The sequence below is a fragment of the Tatumella sp. UCD-D_suzukii genome, from assembly GCF_000611875.2.
Lineage (GTDB): Bacteria > Pseudomonadota > Gammaproteobacteria > Enterobacterales > Enterobacteriaceae > Tatumella > Tatumella ptyseos.
Genome location: NZ_JFJX01000057.1, coordinates 57,143 through 79,824 on the forward strand (window position 1 = coordinate 57,143; position 22,682 = coordinate 79,824).

Genomic DNA, 22,682 nt, shown 5'->3' on the forward strand with positions numbered 1-22,682 from the left:
TTTTATAACGTCGAAATGAAATTTAAATAAGCACTTAAATTCATCTGCATATCAAAATTTCAATAAACACCCAATATGAAAAATAATATTAACTACCCCCTGAGCGAAGGACATCAGCCTGGTGCTGGATTCGGGGATAAATATATTATATTTCAATGCATTATATAAATACTCTGCACCGGCCCTGCCCCCCTCCGGATAACGCCTGACTAGGCATTATCCGGAGACTGTTTTTACCAGAGTAAAATGTGATGACGGAAAGCCCGGCGATAAGAAAAAAGCATGAGAATCTCCCGGCCACGGCCGGCAGCCGTAGCAGGGGGACAGCAGAATAAACCGGGGGTTTAAAAAGGACGACAGTTCAAAGCGGTATTTGCGTGGTGGAGAAAACTTCCCGTAAACCGATAAAAGAGCGAATTTGCCTGACCCCGGGCAGAAACAGCAGCTGCTCCGCATGTAATTTATTAAAACTCTGATTATCCGCGGTACGGATCAGCATAATGTAATCAAATTCGCCACTGACCATATGGCATTCCATACAGCCGCGAATATTACGTACGGCGTCTTCGAAATCGTTAAAGGTTTCCGGGGTTGAGCGGTCGAGGACCACGCCTATCATCACTACCAGCCCGGCTTTCAGCGCCTGCGGGTTGAGAATAGCGACATGGCGGGTAATAAAACCGTTCTGCTTCAGGCGCTCTACCCGTCTCAGGCAGGCTGGCGGGCTGAGGTTAATTTTTCCGGCCAGCACCACATTAGAAACAGAGCTGTCCTGCTGTAAAATTTTCAGAATTGCAATGTCAAATCTGTCCAGCGATTTGTCATTATCAGGAAGTTCACTCACCTTTATCCGCTCCGTTCATCGCAACCGATCATCAGGGGATATGACCGGGTTATCTTATTCATCAATAAGATAAATCACATCACCACCGGCTGTCATGGTAATTCTGAGGCTATAGTGGCCTGGCCTCGACGTAACAGAGAGCGGCAGGGTAACCCGGGGGGCTCCCCCGGGCCGGGCACAGCATCTTCAGGCAGGATCAAACCGCAAAATAGCTTTGTATTCCCCCGGCGATAGCTTTGGCAATCTTCATTCTGAATTGCGGAGTCCCCAGCAAATGCTCTTCCTGAGGATTGGTAATAAAGGACGTTTCAATCAATGCTGATGGGATGGAAGGTGACTTCAGTACCACAAACGCTGCCTGCTCCGGATGATAGCTATGCATGGTATGTACTGTGCGGATATGGCCTATCATATGCCGGCACAAATCGAGACTGCTTTTAATCGTCTGGTTCTGAACCAGATCAAAAAACACCCGCTGTAACTGCTCATCTTTGGTCTGAACATTAATATCCGCATAATCATCAGCCGCATTTTCACGCTGCGACAGATACCGGGCCATAGTGCTGCTGGCGCCGCGGGTCGATAACGCATACACAGAGGCTCCATGAGCTTGCGGACTGGTAAAACCGTCAGCATGGATGGATAAAAACATATCTGCATTGTGTTCATGTGCAATATTCACCCGCTGGTAGAGCGGGATGAAATGATCGTCTTCGCGGGTCAGCCGGATTTCGATATGTTTATTGTGTTTAAACAGTGCCTGCAGATTATGGGCGATATCCAGCACAACATGCTTCTCTTCTTCTCCCCTTTCACCTATCGCTCCGGGATCTTTCCCGCCGTGACCGGGGTCGATCATCACCAGCTTGCGCGTACGCACCACCGCAGGTGCGACTAACGGTGCCGTAGCCGCCGGAGTCGGTGCAGCATTACGTGGCTGTAAGGGAATAAACGTGAGATTTGCAAATTCCTCTTTCGCCAGCGCAGGAAGGCAAAAGGCCAGCCCGGAAAGTAAAAAATGGCGTCGTGCCAGAGTACACTTCTTCTTCATTGTGTTTATCAGGATCCTGAAACGGGAGCGGGTAAACATGGGTAAGCGTGAAGTATATCGATGATTCAGATGAATTTTTCGCTGTTTGTTTTGCAAAATACGTCAGGAATGCCCCCCTATAACGCACGTCCCGGCCAAAGCCGCTCCAGAGCCCCGTACCAGCCCCGTCCGGAGGCTGACAGTAACCGCCCGTACGACTCGCAGCCCCTCTCAGAGGTAAAGTAACCCCTTGTCGTTCGGTCATACCCGTCAGCCGGAAATAATACAGCCCGTCGTAGCCTGCCAGCTCTGCACGTCATCGAACGTACCGTGGCGGCAATATCTTGTTATATCTTCCGGGATTAACTGACAAAGCCGGATCAGACACTGTCAGGTCGATATCCCCCATGAAGTTCGCAGAAAATACCTTCAACCGGGGGACTGACCGGAAGGTCGTCAACGTGAAGTGAAGCGCCGGAGATAAAGGGATCGCTGGCTGCTCTGCAGAGCCGGTATTCCTACGGTGAACAACATTACGCACGGCAGGGCTCCCCCCGGCAACTGAGTGCGGCTTGCCCGGGCTGTTTCTTCTTAGATAGGCTAACTCAGTCATTCAGGGTAACTCTGAGTTCAGGTCGCCAGACGGGTTGTCCGGGACGGACGGCCCCGGCCCCGTCCCGGAGTGCCGGATAATTCAGCAGAGTGTTTTAAAGATAGCCAGTTGAATAATAATGTTTTTATCCTGGTTGACAAGCTGCCTCCATGCCATTAATATTCGCCCCGTCTTCACGACGATTCCTCTGTAGTTCAGTCGGTAGAACGGCGGACTGTTAATCCGTATGTCACTGGTTCGAGTCCAGTCAGAGGAGCCATATTAGAGAAACCCGCATAAGGAAACTTATGCGGGTTTTTTGCTTTTTATCAATGCGTTATCCCTTCCTTCTGCACTGACACTCGCTCACTTAATATCACCTGAAGCCATACTCTTATGACGGAAATATGCGGTAAATATGCGGGAGATCATTCTGGTATTAATTTCAGCCCCATTATTACCCCTTACAAATATTTTTTAATATTCCGATCGTTAACCGCAGGTTTTAACTGCTCATCTATTTTATAATCGACAGGGCCTAAATGCTCACCATCGCTAGCCCTGCAATCTCATTTTATAGGACATACCTACACTCTTTTATTACCATTTATCTCTATAATCAAATGAAATGAAATAATCATAACAGGACAAATTAATACGATGTGTGAAGTGTGGCTGTAACTGCATGAGCCAATTACTTTTTATCTCAAAAGATCCATTATTTACAATATCTTTTGTTGATAAGCCTAAGCCATCAGTCATGATGCTGTCATCATCACCAAAATCAATAGAATACTCTTTACCTATACCCAACTCAGTTAATTTATCGAACCATTGCAGTCTTAATTTTAACCCCATTTTATCCTCACAAATAGCATTTAATATTCCGGCCTTTTACAGCAGGCTTTAATTGCTCACCAGTTTTATGATCTACCGACCCAAGATGCTCACCGTCACTTGCACGATAAGTTTCAAGTTCACCATGCTGTGAATCCCACTCATATACGCGCCGTCCTTTTGCATCAATCCAACGTTCACGCTTACCTCCGCCGCTCTGCTTAGGAGTTTTAGGCCTGGCCTCAGATAATCCAGAAATACCAGTAATCTCACTGGTGTCTGGAGCTGAATGATAGTCATGCCCATTTTGTGGTAAGCCATTACAGATACCCTATCAAAGCAGGGCAATCGTTCAGTGAGGTTCAGCAAAGTGTATTGTCATAACTAATTGAATGTAATCTATGTTTTATCGATAAAAGATTAAAAATGTTGGTAAATATGATGGTAAAAAATCACCTCGCCATTTAAATACCACTAATAGCAGGAGATGAAGATAAAGTTCGAGCCCAGTCAGAGAGCAAAATTTAAGAAACCCGCATAAGGAAACTTATGCGGTTTTTTTGCTTTTTATCAATGCGTTATCCCTTCCTTCTGCACTGACACTCGCTCACTTAATATCACCTGAAGCCATACTCTTATAACGGACATATGCGGGTAGTGGCAGTTCGACTGCGCTTATGGATAAAATACCAATCCCAAAAAATAATTATTCCGTTATATCCCCCTGTTTATCTGATGGGTAATCAATTATTACCTACTGACATCCCCATGCTTTTTCATATATGTATTTTAATAATCCTAAGAGCTTACGGGATTTGGAAATAAAAGTTTCCCTCCCGAAATTACGGCTTTCATAAACTTAAAACAAAGAGCTATACACTTATATTTTAAACTGTTTGTTACACCATAGGCAAAATGGATCACTTGTATCTTTATCTCCTATGTTTGAATGTGATTTTATTATACCAGATGCATCACGAATTCTTTTAATCCCCAATGAGACGTTTAGCCAATCAACAAATGAATCGTTTATCTTTACTTCGTCATCTATTTGTTCAGGAGATAACGAAAAATCATAAATATCACCTAATTGTCCATATCCGATAGAAAGCAATGATAAAAACTCTCTTGCATTATCAGCAATCACGCAACATAACATTGAACCAGATCCAGACCCCATATGAACGACTCTAAGACTATTTTCATCATCAAGCCAGAATGCAATCTGAGACCCATCAAATCCACTCTCTGCAAATGACACAAGCCTTGATGAAATTTCTTCGGTAATTTCATCAAGATCAAACCAATAATGAATTCCTTCCTGACCTGAGACTGTAAAGGTTATATCTGGATTAATCTCATAATCCGAACTGATCCTGCCGTAATGATAAACCGTAGTATCCCCTTTCACGTTTTCAGGGATTTCAACAAGACCATATTTATCTATCCACTGATACAATAGTTCTATTTCTTCCGGAACTTTTGCATTATTACCAAATTTATCAAACTCCTTTTGTAAGTCCAACAATAATTTATTCATATGTTAACCCTTAACATTATTAAATGATTTCATCATTCCGGAAAACCCCATTAAAAATACAAACATCTCTGAGAAATAACCTGCAAATTTTATATGACATTTTTACCTTGTCCGCAGGCATCTTTAGCGTTATTAATATTCACTCCCCTCTTTCCGCTCGAATTAACCCGGCAATTACTGTTTCAGCAAAGACTTGGCAAACAGATCATCAACCTGCGTTTCCAGGCTTAGCATCTTTAGTTTGCGTCGTCAGGCTACCTTTCGGCTCCTTCTCCCTGAGGCAGATAAGATGATTATCAAAGGAAAGCAACACTTAACCAATAAGTCGCTTATTTTAGCGGGCTGTTTTCCACGCAGCGGAATTGTGAGCCCCATTTATTATCGGGTTTTTTACTGTTCCGACTAATGGTGTAACTGCGGGCGTCATGATTTCCGGGCCTGTGCACTTTTTTATCCCCCGTATCAGGGCCCTGGGGGTCTTTTTCCGGAGAGTATTTGTAGTAATCTGCGGCATACCAGTCCTTGACCCAGTCAGAACCATTGCCCATCATGTCATATAATCCGAGCGGATTCGGCGGGTAACTCCCTACCTTTTTCTTATGTAATGCATAGTTAATATTTTTATCCTCATAGAGATAATTTTTGTTGTCCGCATTAGAAAAAATCAGGAACTGACCACGACTGCGTGCGGCATATTCCCACTGGGATTCGGTGGGCAGATCCATATGACGGTTGCTGACCTGCCCCAGCCACTGGCAGTAACTCCGGGCATCCTGCCAGCTAACTGTTGCCGGATAGTTATTTCCCATATAAACTTTATCCGATTGAAAATCCGGATCTTTATGATCCATTGTCCATCTGTAATAGTCGTTTTCCTCACGCCCCTGAAGGTCAAGCCAGCGGTTAAATTCACCCCAGGTCACCCGGTATTTACCTATCCGGAAATCAGACAGTATGACCCGGTGAAGAGGTGTATCTTTATCCACATTAAAAGGCAGTTTTTCCCCAATCAGAGGACCAAAATCCCCCATCAGAAACTCTCCCCCTTTCACCATCACCAGATTATTTAACGAAACACTGACCAGCGCGTCCTGGTCCGCTTTCTTTTCCTGCTCATCACGGCAACCCGCCAGTATCGCCAGGGCCAGTGCCATTAAGGTTATCTGTACCACTGTCTCTTTGTTCATAATCTGTCATCCATGTCGGGCCGTGACCCTGAGGCAAATAATACGATCATCAAAGGAAGGAAAAAATTATCAATAAGTCGCTTATTTTAAGGGGCTGTTTTCCACGCAGCGGAATTCTGAGCCCCATTCAATATCGGGTCTTTTGCTATTTCGGATAATGGTATAACTGCGAGAGTCACGATTTCCGGGCCTGTGCACTTTTTTATCCCCCGTATCAGGGCCCTGAGGGTCTTTTCCCGGAGAGTGTTTATAGTAATCTGCGGCATACCAGTCCTTGATCCAGTCAGAACCATTGCCCATCATGTCATATAATCCGAGTGGATTCGGCGGGTAACTTCCTACCGCTTTTTTATGTAATGCATAGTTAATATTTTTATCCTCATAGAGATAATTTTTGTTGTCCGCATTAGAAAAAATAAGGAACTGACCACGACTGCGTGCGGCATATTCCCACTGGGCTTCGGTGGGCAGATCCATATGTCGATTGCTGACCTGCCCCAGCCACTGGCAGTAGGACCGGGCATCGTTCCAGCTTGCAGTTGCCGGATAGTTGCTTCCCAGCGCCTCTTTATCCTGCAGGGTGAAATATTTCCCTTTTTCTATCGTCTGATAGATTTCATTTCTATCCCGCCCCTGAAGATCAAGCCAGCGGTTAAATTCACCCCAGGTCACCCGGTATTTACCTATCCGGAAATCAGACAGGATAACGTTGTGCCGGGGCGTATCAGGGTTAGGATTAAAAGGCAGCTTTTCTCCGACCAGAGGGCCAAAATCCCCCATCAGAAACTCTCCCCCTTTCACCATCACCAGATTATTTAACGAAACACTGACCAGCGCGTCCTGGTCCGCTTTCTTTTCCCGCTCATCCCGGCAACCCGCCAGTATCGCCAGGGCCAGTGCCATTAAGGTTATCTGTACCACTGTCTCTTTGTTCATAACCTGTCATCCATGTCGGGCCGTGACCCTGAGGCAAATAATACGATCATCACAGGAAGGCAACACTTAACCAATAAGTCGCTTATTTTAACGGGCTGTTTTCCACGCAGCGGAATTGTGAACCCCACTCTGAATCCGGTTTGTTACTATTTCTATAGATAGTTAATGTATGCCCTGATCCACGCTCACCTCTCACTGATTTTTTATTCCCGATCTCCGGCCCTTGCGGATCTTTGACAGGGGAATGATTGTAGTAATCTGCGGAATACCAGTCTGTTAGCCAATCCTCTCCATTTCCCATCATGTCATAAAGGCCTAACGGATTAGGTGGAAAACTGCCAACGGGTTTTTTATTACTGGAGGAGGCGTAGTTGCGTTCTTTATCGTCATGAAAGTAATTTTTATTATCGGCGTTAGCAAATATAAATAATTTCCCACGACTGCGTGCGGCATATTCCCACTGGGCTTCGGTGGGCAGATCCATATAACGATTGCTGACCTGTCCCAGCCACTGGCAGTAACTCCGGGCATCATGCCAGCTAACCGTTGCCGGATAATTATCTCCCAGCGCCTCTTTGTCACGTTTGCTGAAATATTTCCCTTTTTCTATCGTCTGATAGATTTCATTTTTATCCCGCCCCTGAAGATCAAGCCAGCGGTTAAACTCCCCCCAGGTCACCCGGTATCTTCCTATACGGAAATCAGACAGTACAACCCGGTGAAGAGGTGTATCTTTATCCACATTAAAAGGCAGTTTCTCCCCAATCAGAGGGCCAAAATCCCCCATCAGAAACTCCCCCCCTTTCACCATCACCAGATTATTTAACGAAACGCTGATCAGCGCATCCTGGTCCGCTTTCTTTTCCTGCTCATCACGGCAACCCGCCAGTATCGCAAGGGCCAGTGCCATTAGGGTTATCTGTACCACTGTCTCTTTGTTCATAACCTGTCATCCATGTCGGGCCGTGACCCTGAGGCAAATAAGACGATAATCAAAGGAAAGCAACACTTAACCAATAAGTCGCTTATTTTAAGGGGCTGTTTTCCACGCAGCGGAATTCTGAGCCCCATTTATTATCAGGTCGCTGACTGCTACGTACTATGGTGTAGATTCCAGTACCATGTTCACCAGTACGTATAACTTTTTTCTCGCCCTGAGCCGGACCTTGTGGGTCTTTTTCAGGAGAAACAGTATAATAATTCTTCGCGTACCAGTCCTTGATCCAGTCAGAACCATTGCCCATCATGTCATATAATCCGAGTGGATTAGGCGGATAGCTTCCGACAGGAGCGTGGTAAATGGTAAAATTTATCGAGGGATCATCTTCATAATACCACCTGTCAGTGCTATTCCCGTAAATCCGGAACTGACCACGACTGCGTGCGGCATATTCCCACTGGGCTTCAGTGGGCAGATCCATATAACGGTTGCTGACCTGCCCCAGCCACTGGCAGTAGGACCGGGCATCCTGCCAGCTAACCGTTGCCGGATAGTTATTTCCCATATAAACTTTATCCGATTGAAAATCCGGATCTTTATGATCCATTGTCCATCTGTAATAGTCGTTTTCCTCACGCCCCTGAAGATCAAGCCAGCGGTTAAATTCCCCCCAGGTCACCCGGTATTTTCCTATCCGGAAATCAGACAGTACAACCCGGTGAAGAGGTGTATCTTTATCCACATTAAAAGGCAGTTTTTCCCCAATCAGAGGACCAAAATCCCCCATCAGAAACTCTCCCCCTTTCACCATCACCAGATTATTTAACGAAACACTGATCAGCGCGTCCTGGTCCGCTTGCTTTTCCTGCTCATCACGGCACCCCGCCAGTATCGCAAGGGCCAGTGCCATTAGGGTTATCTGTACCACTGTCTCTTTTTTCACAGCTTATCGTCCATGTTGGGTGATGATATAGCTCGTACAACTGTGGAGATACCTCAGAGGTACTTCTGTCAGTCTCCCTTCAGACATATTCGGATGTCCGGCCGGAACCGCAGGGGCATCCCACAGCCCGTTGTAAATAGCGCGCAGATTTTCTGCATAATGACTGGGGGTAATGATGACTTTCTGTGCCCAGGGAACAAAGCTGCCATCATCGCCATACCCGACCGGAGTTTCACCCCGGCCCAGAAATGCCAGCACACGGGCTTCATTCGCCTTCCAGTCACCTTTTTCACCTATGGTCGTCGAAAGATGTTGCATAACGTTTTCATACTCACGCTTCGACTGAACCCAGCGTATTACGTTCAGTATCGCCCGCTTACGGCTGGCAAAGACCACCCCTGCCTCACACTTTTCTCCCCGATGGCTGGCCGGGCTGGCAATTTCATCCCAGAAGCTGATTTCAATCAGCGAGGCGATAACCGCCCCCTTGGTTTCCGGGGGGGCGAATTTCATATAGTCATCACTGGCAAGAATTTCGTTCATCAGCCTTACGCGGGCTTCCTTGTCGGCCCACCCGCTTTTTAGCGCATCAATAATGCCTCCTGCGGCATCAATTACCCGATTAAGGCCGTACATTCCGGCCAGTAAAGGGATCGCGCAAAAACAGTTGTAATCATCCTCTGTCATAATTGTCATCATCCGGGTGTAATCGGCGTTCCGCAGCATATAGACAAGGCAGGGCATAAACTCGCTCATTATCGCCCGGCCATCTACCTCCAGCGTCACCGAACCTTTTGCCCCCACACCTGAGCAGAGACCACCCTTTACCCTGATACGGACCAACTGAGCTGCACACAGCCACTGACACCCCACCCGGCCTGCGCCGTTACGTCTGTTGCCACCTTCGCCAGCGTACTGAACTGCGTACCGGCATCTCTGTCCCGATCAGGATTGCGCCAGACCAGCTGCCCGCTAAGATTTGTCCCGGCTTCCGCCCCGGCAAACAGACTCAGTTCCGCGCCGGGCGTCACCTCCTCTGCCGCTTTTGAGATATCCACCTGTCGCCAGTAACCCGGAACACCAGTGGCAGCTGCTTTTACCGGCAGACCTTTCACCATATCCCCGGAAAAGTTTACGCCCGCCTCAATCCCCAGGCTGGCACCAATACTGCCCGATAGCGCCAGTTCAAAATCAAAACGCAACGTTCCCAGCACGCCCATACCACCACCAGGTATTCTTGCCGGGTCCAGCGGATAACAGATACGCACTCCGGCAGAGTCGGGCCAGTAAACTTTTGCCGTACTCTTACCTTCCGCCAGCACCAGGCCGGCATAAGCACTCAGTTTTTCGCTGACGATGGCATTGGTTTTCTTCTGACGGGTCCGGATATCAAATTCGAACGGATCCAGACACCCTTTAAGGCCTGCGCCATATGTCCAACGCAGTAGCTGAGCCTGACTGTCCAGTGCGATATTACCGCTTCCGGAAACTGTCTGTTTTTTCAGGCTTTCATTAAGCTCTTCCGCCCACCGGGTAAGCCCCCCGATATGCTCCTCAATCAGCTTTTGCTCCCATAACGTCATCGAAGGCTTAATGGTCGAAAGCTGGGTTTTCAGCTTTTCCATATCAATACGTTGTCGCATCCGGGTGACCCCGTCTTCTCCGGTATGACTGTCCGCTGAAATAAAGCTCCGGGTATTGGCATTTTTCTCACCGCTATTCAGCCGGTAGCGCCGCCAGTGACTGCGGATTTCAATCAACTCCGTGATCCCGATGGCGTTTATTTTTGTGATTTCATCCGGTAATGTCGCCCGTGGAAGCGCGCTGGCGGGGGTCAGGTCAGCCAGTTCATTACGCAGCGCCCTGACAGCCTCATCAAGCTGCCGGTATTCCTGTTTCAGCAGATACTGATAACGATCCCGCCCGGTTAAGCCGGCCCAGCCAATTTTCGCTGCCTCTTCGGTCAGGAGTTCTATACGCTGCTGTGCATCCACACGAGCCGCCAGTAAAAAAGAAAGCCGGTTATGCTCCTGTTCAAGCTTGTCGCCGTCGGACTTGTCCAGCGCAATAATAGTTTCACTGTCGGGATGAAAATACAGCCTCGGGCCGGGAGAATAATATGCAATTGCGGTCACCGGGACCACTTTAGTCATGGTTGCGTAAGTATTCCCTTCCTTTATCGCTTCAATCGCCATTACCATTCCTTGTAAGTGACTTTATGCCTTAGATGAATGCAGGAAATAACACTCATCGAAAAGTGATCCTGCTCACTATTATTAGCGGATGGAGTTCATGCTATGACAACTATCGTACCGTTGATTTCGGATTGATATATTAATGAGGATCAGAAAACCTGCATTTTAACTATTTTTTATTCCGAGCGATTTACTTAAATAATTTTAATCACTGATATTAAATAGTGGAGTCAATAAAACGCCAGTTTTATATCTTCCTTTACCCTGGGGGTTAAAAATATTGATCCTTCGCGTCATAAAAAATATATTTTTTAACAAACCACCGGGAATTATCATTCAACATAAGCGCCGGAATTATGATTTTCCCGGGAAATCCACAGATAATGCATTCCCGTCGGTACGTATATGGGTTCTGACGCCCGTCGAAGATGCCCGTCCCCCTTAAAAGGCCTGCTTCTCTGGTGTAAACGGACAGGATATTGAGCGAAGCTCAGAGAGGGGCATTCACTGGCAGACCGCCATCACCGTTGCAATAAAAACGTGCCCTGTGACCCGTGGCAGCGGATCACAGGGATGACAATTATCCGGCGCTGACCATGATTTCAATAAGACCGGGTTTACCGCTGGCGATTGCCGCCTCAATCGCCGGTGCGATATCGGACGCCTTCCGGATGCATTGTGTGGGCAGTCCCATCGAGACAGCCAGCGCCTGATAATCTATCTTCGGCTGAGTAATATCCATCGCAATATAGGTATTGGTTTGTGCGGAAGTATAATGCTGCTGACCGCGCATAAAATTCTTCAGGATGTTGTACTCCTGATTATTCATCACCACAAAAGTCACCGGCAGATTTTCGTGCGCAGCAGTCCACATTGCCTGCGGTGAATACATGGCCGCGCCATCCCCGACCAGGCAGACCACAGGATGCCGGTCCCGTCCCAGACAGTAACCCACGGCGGCAGGCATTCCCCAGCCCAGCGCCCCGCCACGCATAAATCCGTACTGTCCGGCCTGATCACTGGAGAGAAACTTACGCACCAGCGAAGAAACACATAACGCTTCATCCACGATTGCCACGTCCGGGCCAATGGTGCGTACGGCTTCATGGGCCGCGACCAGCGGGTTGATGACCGGAAGCCCGAATTTTGCTTCTACCTCTTTTTCCAGTGCTTCGCGCGCCCGCTGCTTTTCATCTCCGGCTTGTGCTATCTGTGCCTCATAGAGGTCGCGTTGCGCTGTCGTCGCATTTTCCAGTATCGGTAACATCGCCCTCAGTGACACTTTAATGTCTCCTGCGACCGAAAGGCGGGTTGCATAAGAGCGCCCGAGATCTTTCACGTCGGCAGAGAGCTGATAAACCGCACAACTTTCCGGTACCGCAGACCCTTCGCTATAAAGAATAGTAATTAATGACTTACCGCCCAATGCGAAAATAGCCTGATAATTATGCAGAATATCCGCAATGCCCTGTGCTGTGGTCGGCATATTGCCCCGCCACAAAGGGTGAGAGGTCGGAAACGGGATCCGGGAAGGCCATGATGAACCATACACATGCGCCCCTAACAACTCAGCGACCTGCTGCGCTTCAGCCGAGGCATCACTGCTGTAAATCTCATCACCGGCAATCAGCGCGACTTTTCCTGGCGGATAATCTGCAAGCAAATTCGCAAGATGCGGCAGTGAGCCTGCCGTCGCCCGCTGATCAATCCGCGAGGACTCACCGATGGGAACATCGCTGACTTCATCCATAATATCCATCGGCAACGCAAGAAATACCGGTCCGCCGGGAGCCGCATTCGCATCGTGAAATGCCCGCCGGACGAGTACCGGTATCTGAGCCGCACTGACCACGTTCTCTGCCCATTTTACGGCAGGCGCTGCGATACTCACCAGGTCGTCATACAACAGAGGATCGCTGAAAGAATGGCGTGTATCCTGCTGCCCGGCAGTTACCACCAGCGGCGTGCGTGATACCTTCGCATTAAGCAGATTTCCCATCCCGTGGCCAAGGCCCCCGGCGGTATGCAGATTCAGGAACCCCGGTTTACCCGAGGCTTGTGCATATCCATCGGCCATAGCGACCGCACTCGATTCCTGCAGCGCAAGGATATATTTCAGTGCCGGATTACGTAACAGTGCATCAATCAGCGGCAATTCCGTGGTGCCCGGATTACCAAAAATATATTCCACCCCTTCGCTGGCCAGAGTCTCCAGCAAAACATCGGCTCCGCGTCGACGTTGCAGTGCAGTTGTAGTGATAACACTCATAGCGATAGACTCCATTGACTGTTGCTCTTTGCCAGTGCCGATAGCACTGCAGGCCCCGCCTCATTGACTCTGGCTGCGACATCCGGCTGAGACGAAACTCAGAAGCCGCCGGTGTTTCCTGATAGCCGGTTATCCCGGCTATCCTGAAGGTAGCTGAACTCCCGCCCCGGAGACGGGCATGCATGAAATCTTCCTCCCCGGGGAGCGATATTACCGGTAAACAGGTTGTGGCGGGTCATCTGAGTCCGTCGCTGTTGTGGCTATGATCAGTATGCCGGTAACCCGATGAAAGCGAAGACTTCTTAGCTGCAGGCATTACACCCGTGTTTTGAGGCCGCCCGGAATGCCGGGGTTATTTTGATACAAACACCGGAAAACGGCATAAGCCCCCCGTCGTCAGCGCGTTAATAGAAAATAAAGCATAATGAAAACGCTGTGAAGCAGAGAGTCAGTAACTTTATGTAACTTTCATGAATTTCAGCCCCGGCATCAGCCTTCGGTGCAGGCTATTTTTTCATGCTCTCTCAGACAAAGGGGCCTGCCTGCCGGGTCCGGCAGGCATTTTCTGCTTAACGGGAGGGTTACGCCGGTTTATCACTTCCGGTCAACTGACGTTGTTCCTCCAGCCAGCCCCTGCGCATTTCAGGGACTGAGCGCAGTAACTGCCGGGTATAGTTATCCAAAGGCTCCTGCAAAGCCTCTCTCACCGGTCCCTGACGGATCACTTCCCCCTGAAACAGCACGGCGACTTCATCTGCAATTTCCCGTACTACCTGCAGGTCATGGGTAATAAATAAATAGGCTACGGCAGTCTGTTGCTGAATATCCCGTAAATAACATCAAGACCGAAATACCCGGCCCGTCAGAAATTCCCTTCTCTGACGATATCCCCGCAATAAAACTGTACACCCCGGTTCATTTATCTGAAATTATACTATGACCCGCACTTTCCTGCTGTTTGTCCTTACATAGTCATTACATTATCTTCTCTGCCTGCCCGGTACTCTGCCAATAAAAGTAAAGTAACACCATGATATTTAACAACTAAAATGAACCCCCTCCACAAAAGGAGCGACTCTTCTGATGAATGACACATCCGGAAACACCGATTGACAGTTTTACACTGCCAATGCAAAACTAGACTGTACAGTTATTACAGGATCGGGTTGATCCCCGCCATCACGGGGATCACTAAAGACACAGTAACTCATCCATACCTCTGGCAAATAATTACAGGATATTTAACTATGATGACATTCCCGCGGGCTTCACGATCGATGATATTGCTGGTGGCTGTTGTGCTGGCAGGCTGTGCCGGTAATCCCCCACCGCGCTATTCCGGGGTAAGTTCGGCATCACAGATGACCGTGAATACCGGCAAAGACGCTGACAAAATTCCGTACCATTTTGTGACCCGTACTGACTGGAAAAAATACCGCAATATCATCATTGATCCGGTCACCGTTTATCAGGGAACAGACAACCAGTTCGGTGACCTGTCACAGTCCGATCGTCAGGATCTCGCCCGCTATATGCAGAATAAATTTGCTGAAACGCTGCGCGAAAGGTTTGTCGAAACTACCGAAGCCACCCCCGGCACCCTGCGTCTGAAGCTTACGCTGACCGGAGCTGCCACAACCACACAGGTGGTCGGTACCGTCACTAAGTTTGATCTGGCCGGCGGCCCCTATAATATCGTGCAGTCTATCCGTGGCGGCCGGGGAATGTTTAGCGGTTCAGTGAATTACGCCGCTGAAATTTATGACGCCAGCACAAATCAACTGCTTGGCTCCTATATTACCCATCAGTATCCGAATGCCATGAATATCGGCGCAACCTTCGGTTCGATGAGTGCCGCAGAAACCGGTATCGATAAGGGTGCCGATCAGTTACTTGAATTACTGAAATAAGGCTGCCCGCCCCCGGGCCAGGCCCGGGGGCGGATCTCCCACTGACAGCACGGATCTGAGGGTAACGTATTCCGGGGACACCGGATATCGCTGCCCGCAGCCCGTCTCCGGCCCCTCAGAGCTGCTATGAAAATTTACCCGCATCTCATCGTCTGTCCCTGTTGCGAAAGCGTTTACCGTTACCGGCTTTCTGACCGGAAAGCCAGCCTGCAATGCCGGCGCTGCGCGACTGTCCTTTACCGCAGAAGTGCATTTACCCTGCAGGATCTGCTGCCTTTCTGTTTCGCAGCGCTGGTGACCTTCCTGATAGCAAACCTGATGCCGGTGATGACTGTGACGGCTCACGGGCTGACCCGCAGTGTCACGCTGTTACAAGGCATTCTGGCGATCACCGGGAGCTTTTCGGTGCTTACCGGGATCCTGACGGCAGGCCTGCTGATCGGTGTGCCGTTAATACAAATCCTGCTCACCGGCTGGGTGCTGCTGTTTGCCCGTCTCCGACAGCCAGCGCCCGGATTTGTGGTCGTGATGAAACTACTGGCCCGTTTGCATCCCTGGAGTATGGCGGAAGTCATTGTTTCAGGGTTCCTGGTCGCGGCAGTGAAGCTCTCTTCTTTTCTCGACGTTGCACCCGGCCCCGGCAGCTGGGCGCTGGTGGCCTCTGTGATTTTACTGATCATTATTAACGGCTATGACCTGCAGCCTCTGTGGTCGCTGCTTTCTGCCCGCCGCCACAAGGTGAAAACGCATCATGAATAATATTTCTTTATCCCGTCATCCGGCGGTCTGTAGCTGCTCCGAATGCGGTCTGGCATTTCGCCTGCAGCCGGAAGATGGTGCTGTTGTGCGCTGTGTACGCTGTAACAGCCTGGTCGCTCAGCCACATCATCGTCTGAGCCCCTCCCTGGCCTGCCTGATCACCGCCATGCTCTGCTATCTTCCGGCCAACCTTCTGCCGGTGATGAGTACTACCCTGTTTGGCCGGCGCAGTGAAAGCACTATCCTGCAGGGCGTCGCTGACTTCTGGCACAGCGGCTCCTGTGCAATTGCCGCCATTATCTTTATTGCCAGTGTCCTGATCCCCTGTCTGAAATTTTTGGTGATGATCCGGCTGCTGCTGAATGTCCGGCAACTGAGTGAACTGCAAAGGCTCAGGCGTACCCGACTTTACCGGGCAATAGAGTGGGTAGGTTACTGGTCGATGCTGGATGTGGTGGTGGTTGCCGTCGTGTGCGGTCTGGTGCGTTTTAACGGGCTGGCTGAGGCTGAACCCCGGGCCGGGATCCTGTTTTTCGGTCTGGTGGTGATCCTGACGCTTTGTTCCGCGCTTTGCTTTAACCCGCGTACGCTGTGGAGAACAACTCAATGAAATACGCGCCTCCTGCCGTACCCCGTGTTCTGCAGCAAAACCGATGGCATCGTCTGGTCTGGCTGTTGCCCGTCCTGGCGCTGGTCTGGGGACTGTTTACGCTTATCCGCGCACAACTGGATAGCGGTACGGAAGTTACCATTACGTTTCACAGTGCGGCCGGGCTGGTGGCTGGTCAGACCCCGGTGAAATATAAGGATGTCACCATCGGTGTGGTACAGAGTATTGCGTTAAGCAACGATGATGCCTCCGTGCTGGTCAGTGTAAGTATCGATAAAAATGCCGAAAATATTCTCCGCACCGATAGCCGCTTCTGGGTGGTGCGGCCGCGCATTGGCATGAATGGCGTCAGCGGGATCGATACCCTGATTTCCGGGGCTTATATTGAAGCCGACAAAGGCTATCAGCCGCGGCCGGCTACCCGTTTTACCGGCCTTGAAACTCCTCCGGCGGTGATCCATAACACCCCGGGCAGCCAGATACTGATTGAGACTCAGGATCTGGGATCGCTGGATATCGGCTCTCCGGTGTACTTTCGCCGCATTCAGGTTGGCCGGATCGCCTCTTATCATCTGAAAGAAGATGGTAGTGGTATCACACTTACCGCCTTTGTGGACGCACCTTATGATCATCTGCTGACCCCGGACACCCGATTCTGGAATGTCAGCGGACTCGACCTGTCGGTTGGCGCGAACGGCTTCCGTCTGAAAACGGAAACCGTCGCGGCAATTATGGCAGGCGGTATCGCCTTTGCTACTCCCCCGCCTGCCAATGGAGGAGTGACAACTCCGCCCGCAGCTCACTATGTCCTGGCGGCGGATCAGGATGCGGCGATGGCCTCACCGGACGGCCCGGCGATCCGCTTCCGGTTGCGTTTTAACCAGTCGCTGCGCGGCCTGACCGTCGGAGCACCGGTAGAATTTTCCAGCGTACAAATTGGTAAAGTCACCTCACTGGAGCTGGACTACAACCCGACGGGGTACCGCTTTCCGACCCTGGTGAATATTGACGTGTATCCGTCACGTCTGGGCCATGTGTTATCCCGGTTACCGGGCCGCACCTCAGACGATTTACAAAGCGATGCGGCGCTCTTTACCCGTGAACTGGTGGCGAACGGTTTACGCGCCCGGGCCGTACCGGGTAATTTACTGACCGGACAACTTTATATTTCGCTGGATTTTATCGCCGATGCTCCCCGGGTACCTTTCAACCTGCAGGCGAGGCCGATAGAGCTCCCGACCATCAACGGCGGACTGGATAAAATACAGGAGCAGATTGCCGGTATTGTGACCAGGGTTAATCAGATGCCTCTGGTTTCCATTGGCAGACATCTTGACGGGACGCTGGCCGGCCTGGACCGGACCTTAACACTGGTCAACTCTCAGACATTACCGTCAGTGAATCAACTGACAGGCCAGGCCCTGAAAACGACACAAACTGTCCGGGATCTACTGGCCGAAGACTCGCCGCTGATGGTCAGTTTGCTACAAACACTCCGGCAGGCCAATGGCACCTTACGCGCAGTACGCCTGTTTACCGACCAGTTAAGCCGATCGCCCGGGGCGCTGCTGAAAGGACGTCAGGAGGAAATGTCCCCTGAAATACCGACCGGAACGGCACATGACAGAAAGGAGAGTTACCCATGAGTGATATCCGGCATATGGCGGGGCTGATAATTTTTTGCCTGCTTTGCGGCTGTGCTTCACCGGCCATCCGATACCATACGCTTACCGGCACCGGGGCGGCCGATCATCCGGCGGTACCGTCGTTACTGGCCCCGCTGGAAATTCTGCCGGTCGGGGTCCCGGTATCGCTGGACCGGTCGCAGATCATTGTTCGTGGAGGCACTGACCGCGTTTATATCCTGAATAACGACCAGTGGCTCAGCCCGTTAAGTGATGAAATCCGCAATGCACTGGAGGCCCGGTTACAGACACCGGTTTCTCTGACGTCTGTGGATGCGGCTTTACCCGCCCAACGGCTATGGCTACAGGTGAGACGGTTCGATGCAAGGCCCGGACAGAATGTTTCCCTGGAGGCGGACTGGCAACTTCTGACCCGCGAAGGGGCTCATCGTGAACGACTGAGTTGTTATAGCACGCTAACCTTGCCTGTGACGGGCGGGATTGCCCCCCTGTTCCCGGCATGGCAACAACTGATATCGCAACTGGCCCGGCAGATAGCCGATACCGCGAATACACCAGGCCCGGTGAGGCACTGCCCTGCCGGTTCGTCGCGGTAGTGGCTGGCGGTCCTCAATGCCCGGGAATGGCGCAATAAGGATCGCAGTGAAAGGGATCAGTGCGTAGCTGCACCTTTCATAAACAAACTGACGCCGTTTTTTACCATTTGCCGGATCTGCTCGTCAGTGCAGCGCGGCACTTCACGGCTGAAAAGCATGACTTCGGTTTCAGCCTTGATCAATGAAGTAAACTGAGAGGCCCGCAGCATCGGATTAGCCGGTGCCAGCTCGCCGTTATTCATCGCTTCGGCAAAGAGCTCACTCAGTTTTTCCATACTCTCTTTCGGTCCTGATTCGAAGAAAAGCCGGCCGATATCTGAATGCCCGGCTTCGGAAATCACACAACGGTAAATCTGCATCGCCTGGTTTTCGCTGGTCAGCACCGACAACATCTTTTCGCCAAAGCGCGTCAGTTTATCTTCCAGCGCCAGTTTCCCGGGCCCGGTATCCTGCAGTTCAGCGGCCGCTTCCGTCAGAAAAAGTGTGCTGTAACGCCGGACGACCGTCTCAAACAACTCTTCTTTGGACGAGAAGTAGTTATACAACGTAGCCTTCGATCCGCCGACTCGTTTTGCCACTTCATTCATGGAAGTACGCTCGTACCCCATTTCCTGAAACAGCGCCAGTCCGGCGTCGATAATGGCATCTCTGCGTTCTTCTGTTAATGTTCTCATCGGGCTCCCTGCAATTAATAACCGAACGGATCAGTTTAGTATTGTACCCTGCCGGTCAGCGATGTGCTCCTTTTTCTGTGAATAAACGTGACAAAGACAGACCTGCCGGTGAACCGGCACAGAGATGAGGTGAGAGGAAGGTAAACAGAGGCAGCGAACGGCAAAAAGAAAAAATGCCCGGTTAAACCACCAGCGTTATCTGCACCGGGTATATGACGGGACTACTGCTCTGTCAGACCATCGTTCAGCAGGCGAATGTGTTGCTCCAGCACACGGGTCAGCCAGGGAATATGACTGGTCTGCGGTGATTTCACCGCACTCAGCAGAGTCAGATTCCCGGTGCTGGCCTTCAGGGCCAGCCGTCGCAAACAATCCTCAGCCTCCGGATGCGTCAGTTCTGCCAGGTAGCGCTCACCAAAGGTCTGAAAATCAATCAGCTGATGATGATAAGCCTGCCGGAGTTCTGCGGAGGGCGTAATGTCACGACACCATTCATCCATTGTCAGCGAGGATTTGCTGACCCCGCGGGGCCAGAGACGATCAGCCAGTACCCGCCAGCCATCCTGTCCGGCTGCCGGTTCGTACACCCGTTTAAAAGTAATCATTTATCTGACCTCATTAATGCAGAGAACTGCGTTTGCGCGTGTTTTCAGATTGACCAGGCTTATCAGTGTACTCCCCATACACAGGGAATTCTGCTCAGAATTCCGGCAGCAACGTCCCCGGAGAGGGACAAAAAGCCATTACGGTTAAATATCTCTCTAAAGATATGCACAATTATTATTTCCCTGCCGCCGATTACTGCCTAAAATAGCCAAAGCGGTCAGCCTTGCGGGCTGGCCTGTTTTTTTCTCTTTTTCTTTGGAAGGTGTACTGTGCCAGCATGGTTATCTCTTGCCGCTGAATCATTCTGGCCGATGTTGCACGCCGGATTGACTTTTACAATCCCTTTGACGTTATTGTCATTTGTTCTGGGGCTTTCTCTGGGCTTTATTGTCGCGCTGATCCGTCTGTACGGGCCTAAACCGTTAAAGATCTTTGCCCGTTTCTATGTCTGGCTGTTGCGGGGTACCCCCCTGCTGGTCCAGTTATTCCTGATTTTCTACGCACTGCCGAGTGCAGGGATCACTATTTCTGCATTCCCTGCGGCGGTGATTGGCTTCACCTTAAATATCGGTGCCTACTCTTCTGAAATTATTCGCGCAACCATTAAATCGGTACCGGTCAGCCAATGGGAAGCCGCGCACTCCATCGGAATGAGCTGGCGTCAGGCATTAAGTCGCATCATTCTGCCGCAGGCGGCGAGAATTGCGGTTCCGCCATTATCAAACACCTTTATCTCATTAGTGAAAGATACCTCACTGGCGTCGGTGATCACGGTGCCGGAGATGTTCCTGGCCGCACAACGTATTGCCGCCGTGACTTATCAGCCGCTGATCCTTTATACCGAGGCTGCACTGATTTATCTGTTCTTCAGCACAATCCTTTCTGCGCTGCAGAACAAACTGGAGATTCATTTCTCCCGCGAAGAGAAAGCGGAGTCGTAAGCAGATGATTTCATTAAACGGGATTAACAAATATTTTCAGGATAATCATGTTCTGAAGGATATCTCGCTGCAACTGCCGAAAGGCTCAGTGACTGCCCTGATAGGCCCTTCCGGTAGCGGGAAAAGCACCCTGTTGCGTTGCCTGAACCTTCTGGAAACACCGCAGTCCGGGAGTATCACGCTCGATCAGGAAACGCTGGCCTTTAACGGAAAGCCTCTGCGCACCCGGGATATCCAGCGCATCAGCCGACAGACCGGGATGGTCTTTCAGAACTTCTCCCTGTTTCCGCATAAAACGGTACTGGAAAACATTACAGAAGGTCTGCTGGTGGTGCACAAATGGAGTAAAGGCGATGCAGTCGCCCGTGCCGAAACCCTGCTGGAAAAAGTCGGTCTGCTGCATAAACGTGATGTGATGCCGGCGACACTTTCCGGCGGGCAGCAGCAACGGGTGGCCATTGCCAGAGCGCTGGCCCCCTCCCCGAAAGTGTTGCTTTGTGATGAACCGACATCCGCACTGGACCCGGAACTGTCTGCAGAAGTGGTGGCCGTACTGAAACAGCTGGCAGAAGAAGGAACCACCATGCTGATGGCAACCCATGATCTGCGTCTGGCGGCTTCGGTCGCAAGTCACACCATTTTCCTCGAAGCCGGTGAAATCATTGAAACCGGCGATTCCGCACAGCTGTTCAGGCACCCGCAGAAGGCCAGGACGGCCCAATATATTGCCACACTGACCGGCGGCCTTTCTGCCGTTGGCCAGGTCTGATACTACTTAGGAGCAAGTAATGAAAAAAACAACACTGTTACTCTCAGCCCTGTTATCTCTGGGTGTTGCTCACTCAGCACTGGCAGATGATTCTCTGGCAAAAGTCCGCTCTGCCGGTGAGCTGACTATCGGTACAGAAGGGACCTACGCCCCTTTCACCTTCCATACTATCTCCGGTGACCTGACCGGGTTTGACGTGGAAATCGGTCGGGCCATTGCACAAAAACTGCATGTCAAACCGGTATTCGTCGAAAGTAAATGGGACGGCCTGATCGCCGGTCTGGATGCCAAACGTTATGACGTGGTCATCAATGAAGTGGGGATCACCCCGGCCCGTGAGAAAAAATATGATTTCTCACAGCCTTACATCGCCTCAAAAGCCGTGGTGATTGTGAAAAACAGTAACGACAGCATCCACAGTTTTGCCGACCTGAAAGGTAAGAATGCTGCCCAGTCACTGACCAGCAACTATGCGCAACTGGCCCGTAATGCAGGGGCTAACCTGGTCAGCACCGATGGTTTTAACCAGTCCATCGACCTGGTGGTTCAGGGCCGTGCAGATGCCACCCTGAATGATAAGCTGTCGTTCCTGGACTTCAAAAAACACCGCCCTGATGCACCGGTTAAGATCGTTGCTTCAGAAGACAATGCCAGCGCATCCGGTGTTCTGATGAGAAAAGGCGAATCGTCACTGCAGGGTGCCATCAACAATGCTCTGGCCGATATGAAAAAAGACGGGACTTACCAGAAGATTTCTGAAAAATATTTCGGCGAAGACGTTTCTCACTAATCGTCAATCGCTTCGTCAGTCACCCCCGGCCCGGCCGGGGGTATTTTTATCCGCTGACAAACGGGTAG

Annotated in this window: 21 protein-coding genes, 1 tRNA gene and 3 pseudogenes; 9 read left to right on the forward strand and 16 right to left on the reverse strand. The window is 50.4% G+C overall.

The genetic code is table 11. The features are described 5' to 3' along the window. Positions 1–361 precede the first annotated feature (361 nt). Both CG67_RS13650 and CG67_RS13655 read right to left on the reverse strand, forming a co-directional pair. Positions 362–844 carry an Lrp/AsnC family transcriptional regulator gene (locus CG67_RS13650; protein ID WP_025903504.1) on the reverse strand — a complete coding sequence of 161 codons (483 nt, stop codon included), beginning with the start codon at positions 842–844 and terminating at the stop codon, positions 362–364. Positions 845–1,040: 196 nt separating this feature from the next. Beyond that, the gene (locus CG67_RS13655) at positions 1,041–1,895 is read right to left on the reverse strand and encodes an N-acetylmuramoyl-L-alanine amidase (protein ID WP_029990952.1); all 855 of its coding nucleotides are present in this window, start codon (positions 1,893–1,895) and stop codon (positions 1,041–1,043) included. A gap of 775 nt (positions 1,896–2,670) precedes the next feature. Here CG67_RS13655 and CG67_RS13660 point away from each other — a divergent pair. Further along, positions 2,671–2,746, forward strand: a tRNA-Asn gene (locus CG67_RS13660). 184 nt (positions 2,747–2,930) lie between these two features. Here the strand turns inward: CG67_RS13660 and CG67_RS18580 are convergent. The 12 genes and pseudogenes from CG67_RS18580 to CG67_RS17630 all read right to left on the reverse strand — a co-directional run. Continuing rightward, positions 2,931–3,011 (reverse strand): annotated as a pseudogene (locus CG67_RS18580) (hypothetical protein); the annotation flags it as partial. Between the two features lie 55 nt (positions 3,012–3,066). Further along, positions 3,067–3,324, reverse strand: coding sequence for a colicin E3-like toxin immunity protein (locus CG67_RS13665; RefSeq protein ID WP_025903506.1), 258 nt, complete (start codon positions 3,322–3,324; stop codon positions 3,067–3,069). A gap of 7 nt (positions 3,325–3,331) precedes the next feature. After that, positions 3,332–3,622: pseudogene (locus CG67_RS13670) on the reverse strand (colicin E3/pyocin S6 family cytotoxin); the annotation flags it as partial. Positions 3,623–4,183: 561 nt separating this feature from the next. Continuing rightward, positions 4,184–4,843 (reverse strand): hypothetical protein, encoded by a 660-nt coding sequence (locus CG67_RS13675; protein WP_025903508.1) that lies wholly within the window; start codon positions 4,841–4,843, stop codon positions 4,184–4,186. Between the two features lie 329 nt (positions 4,844–5,172). After that, positions 5,173–6,030, reverse strand: coding sequence for an SUMF1/EgtB/PvdO family nonheme iron enzyme (locus CG67_RS13680; RefSeq protein ID WP_025903509.1), 858 nt, complete (start codon positions 6,028–6,030; stop codon positions 5,173–5,175). Between the two features lie 81 nt (positions 6,031–6,111). Beyond that, positions 6,112–6,966 carry an SUMF1/EgtB/PvdO family nonheme iron enzyme gene (locus CG67_RS13685; protein ID WP_025903510.1) on the reverse strand — a complete coding sequence of 285 codons (855 nt, stop codon included), beginning with the start codon at positions 6,964–6,966 and terminating at the stop codon, positions 6,112–6,114. An 82-nt stretch (positions 6,967–7,048) separates the two neighbouring features. Beyond that, the gene (locus CG67_RS13690) at positions 7,049–7,909 is read right to left on the reverse strand and encodes an SUMF1/EgtB/PvdO family nonheme iron enzyme (RefSeq protein WP_025903511.1); all 861 of its coding nucleotides are present in this window, start codon (positions 7,907–7,909) and stop codon (positions 7,049–7,051) included. 82 nt (positions 7,910–7,991) lie between these two features. Further along, the gene (locus CG67_RS13695) at positions 7,992–8,816 is read right to left on the reverse strand and encodes an SUMF1/EgtB/PvdO family nonheme iron enzyme (RefSeq protein ID WP_051546409.1); all 825 of its coding nucleotides are present in this window, start codon (positions 8,814–8,816) and stop codon (positions 7,992–7,994) included. A gap of 36 nt (positions 8,817–8,852) precedes the next feature. Next, a complete protein-coding gene (locus CG67_RS13700; protein ID WP_152975069.1) occupies positions 8,853–9,635 on the reverse strand; it encodes a hypothetical protein in 783 nt (260 codons plus the stop codon). A 38-nt stretch (positions 9,636–9,673) separates the two neighbouring features. After that, a complete protein-coding gene (locus tag CG67_RS13705; RefSeq protein ID WP_051546412.1) occupies positions 9,674–11,044 on the reverse strand; it encodes a hypothetical protein in 1,371 nt (456 codons plus the stop codon). Between the two features lie 580 nt (positions 11,045–11,624). Then, positions 11,625–13,313, reverse strand: a complete 1,689-nt coding sequence (locus CG67_RS13710) for a thiamine pyrophosphate-binding protein (RefSeq protein WP_084764977.1) — start codon at positions 13,311–13,313, stop codon at positions 11,625–11,627. A gap of 581 nt (positions 13,314–13,894) precedes the next feature. Then, positions 13,895–14,146, reverse strand: a pseudogene (locus tag CG67_RS17630) (hypothetical protein); the annotation flags it as partial. Positions 14,147–14,560: 414 nt separating this feature from the next. Between CG67_RS17630 and CG67_RS13715 the strand changes: the two are divergent. The 5 genes from CG67_RS13715 to CG67_RS13735 all read left to right on the forward strand — a co-directional run bounded on the left by CG67_RS13715 (position 14,561) and on the right by CG67_RS13735 (position 18,834). Beyond that, positions 14,561–15,223 carry a DUF3313 domain-containing protein gene (locus tag CG67_RS13715; protein WP_025903514.1) on the forward strand — a complete coding sequence of 221 codons (663 nt, stop codon included), beginning with the start codon at positions 14,561–14,563 and terminating at the stop codon, positions 15,221–15,223. A 126-nt stretch (positions 15,224–15,349) separates the two neighbouring features. After that, entirely contained in the window at positions 15,350–15,982 is a 633-nt protein-coding gene (locus tag CG67_RS13720; protein ID WP_025903515.1) for a paraquat-inducible protein A, read from the forward strand. After that, positions 15,975–16,592 (forward strand): paraquat-inducible protein A, encoded by a 618-nt coding sequence (locus CG67_RS13725; RefSeq protein ID WP_025903516.1) that lies wholly within the window; start codon positions 15,975–15,977, stop codon positions 16,590–16,592. The genes CG67_RS13720 and CG67_RS13725 overlap by 8 nt, the downstream gene beginning before the upstream one ends. Further along, positions 16,589–18,238 (forward strand): intermembrane transport protein PqiB, encoded by a 1,650-nt coding sequence (locus CG67_RS13730; protein WP_025903517.1) that lies wholly within the window; start codon positions 16,589–16,591, stop codon positions 18,236–18,238. Before CG67_RS13725 ends, CG67_RS13730 begins: the two co-directional genes overlap by 4 nt. After that, positions 18,235–18,834, forward strand: coding sequence for a membrane integrity-associated transporter subunit PqiC (locus CG67_RS13735; protein ID WP_025903518.1), 600 nt, complete (start codon positions 18,235–18,237; stop codon positions 18,832–18,834). Before CG67_RS13730 ends, CG67_RS13735 begins: the two co-directional genes overlap by 4 nt. Positions 18,835–18,890: 56 nt before the next feature. On the opposite strand, the gene CG67_RS13740 is transcribed toward CG67_RS13735, so the two are convergent. Both CG67_RS13740 and CG67_RS13745 read right to left on the reverse strand, forming a co-directional pair. Further along, positions 18,891–19,508, reverse strand: coding sequence for a TetR/AcrR family transcriptional regulator (locus tag CG67_RS13740; protein ID WP_025903519.1), 618 nt, complete (start codon positions 19,506–19,508; stop codon positions 18,891–18,893). Between the two features lie 221 nt (positions 19,509–19,729). Further along, positions 19,730–20,113 carry a DUF488 domain-containing protein gene (locus CG67_RS13745; protein ID WP_029990991.1) on the reverse strand — a complete coding sequence of 128 codons (384 nt, stop codon included), beginning with the start codon at positions 20,111–20,113 and terminating at the stop codon, positions 19,730–19,732. 270 nt (positions 20,114–20,383) lie between these two features. Between CG67_RS13745 and CG67_RS13750 the strand changes: the two genes are divergently transcribed. From CG67_RS13750 to CG67_RS13760, 3 genes are read left to right on the forward strand one after another with little or no spacing between them, the layout of a single operon-like run. Continuing rightward, on the forward strand, positions 20,384–21,055 hold the full coding sequence (locus CG67_RS13750) for an amino acid ABC transporter permease (RefSeq protein ID WP_025903521.1): 672 nt from the start codon (positions 20,384–20,386) through the stop codon (positions 21,053–21,055). A 4-nt stretch (positions 21,056–21,059) separates the two neighbouring features. After that, complete coding sequence (locus CG67_RS13755) at positions 21,060–21,824, forward strand: amino acid ABC transporter ATP-binding protein (protein WP_025903522.1); 765 nt, start codon at positions 21,060–21,062, stop codon at positions 21,822–21,824. Positions 21,825–21,843: 19 nt separating this feature from the next. Continuing rightward, positions 21,844–22,614, forward strand: a complete 771-nt coding sequence (locus tag CG67_RS13760) for an amino acid ABC transporter substrate-binding protein (RefSeq protein WP_025903523.1) — start codon at positions 21,844–21,846, stop codon at positions 22,612–22,614. Positions 22,615–22,682: the final 68 nt, after the last annotated feature.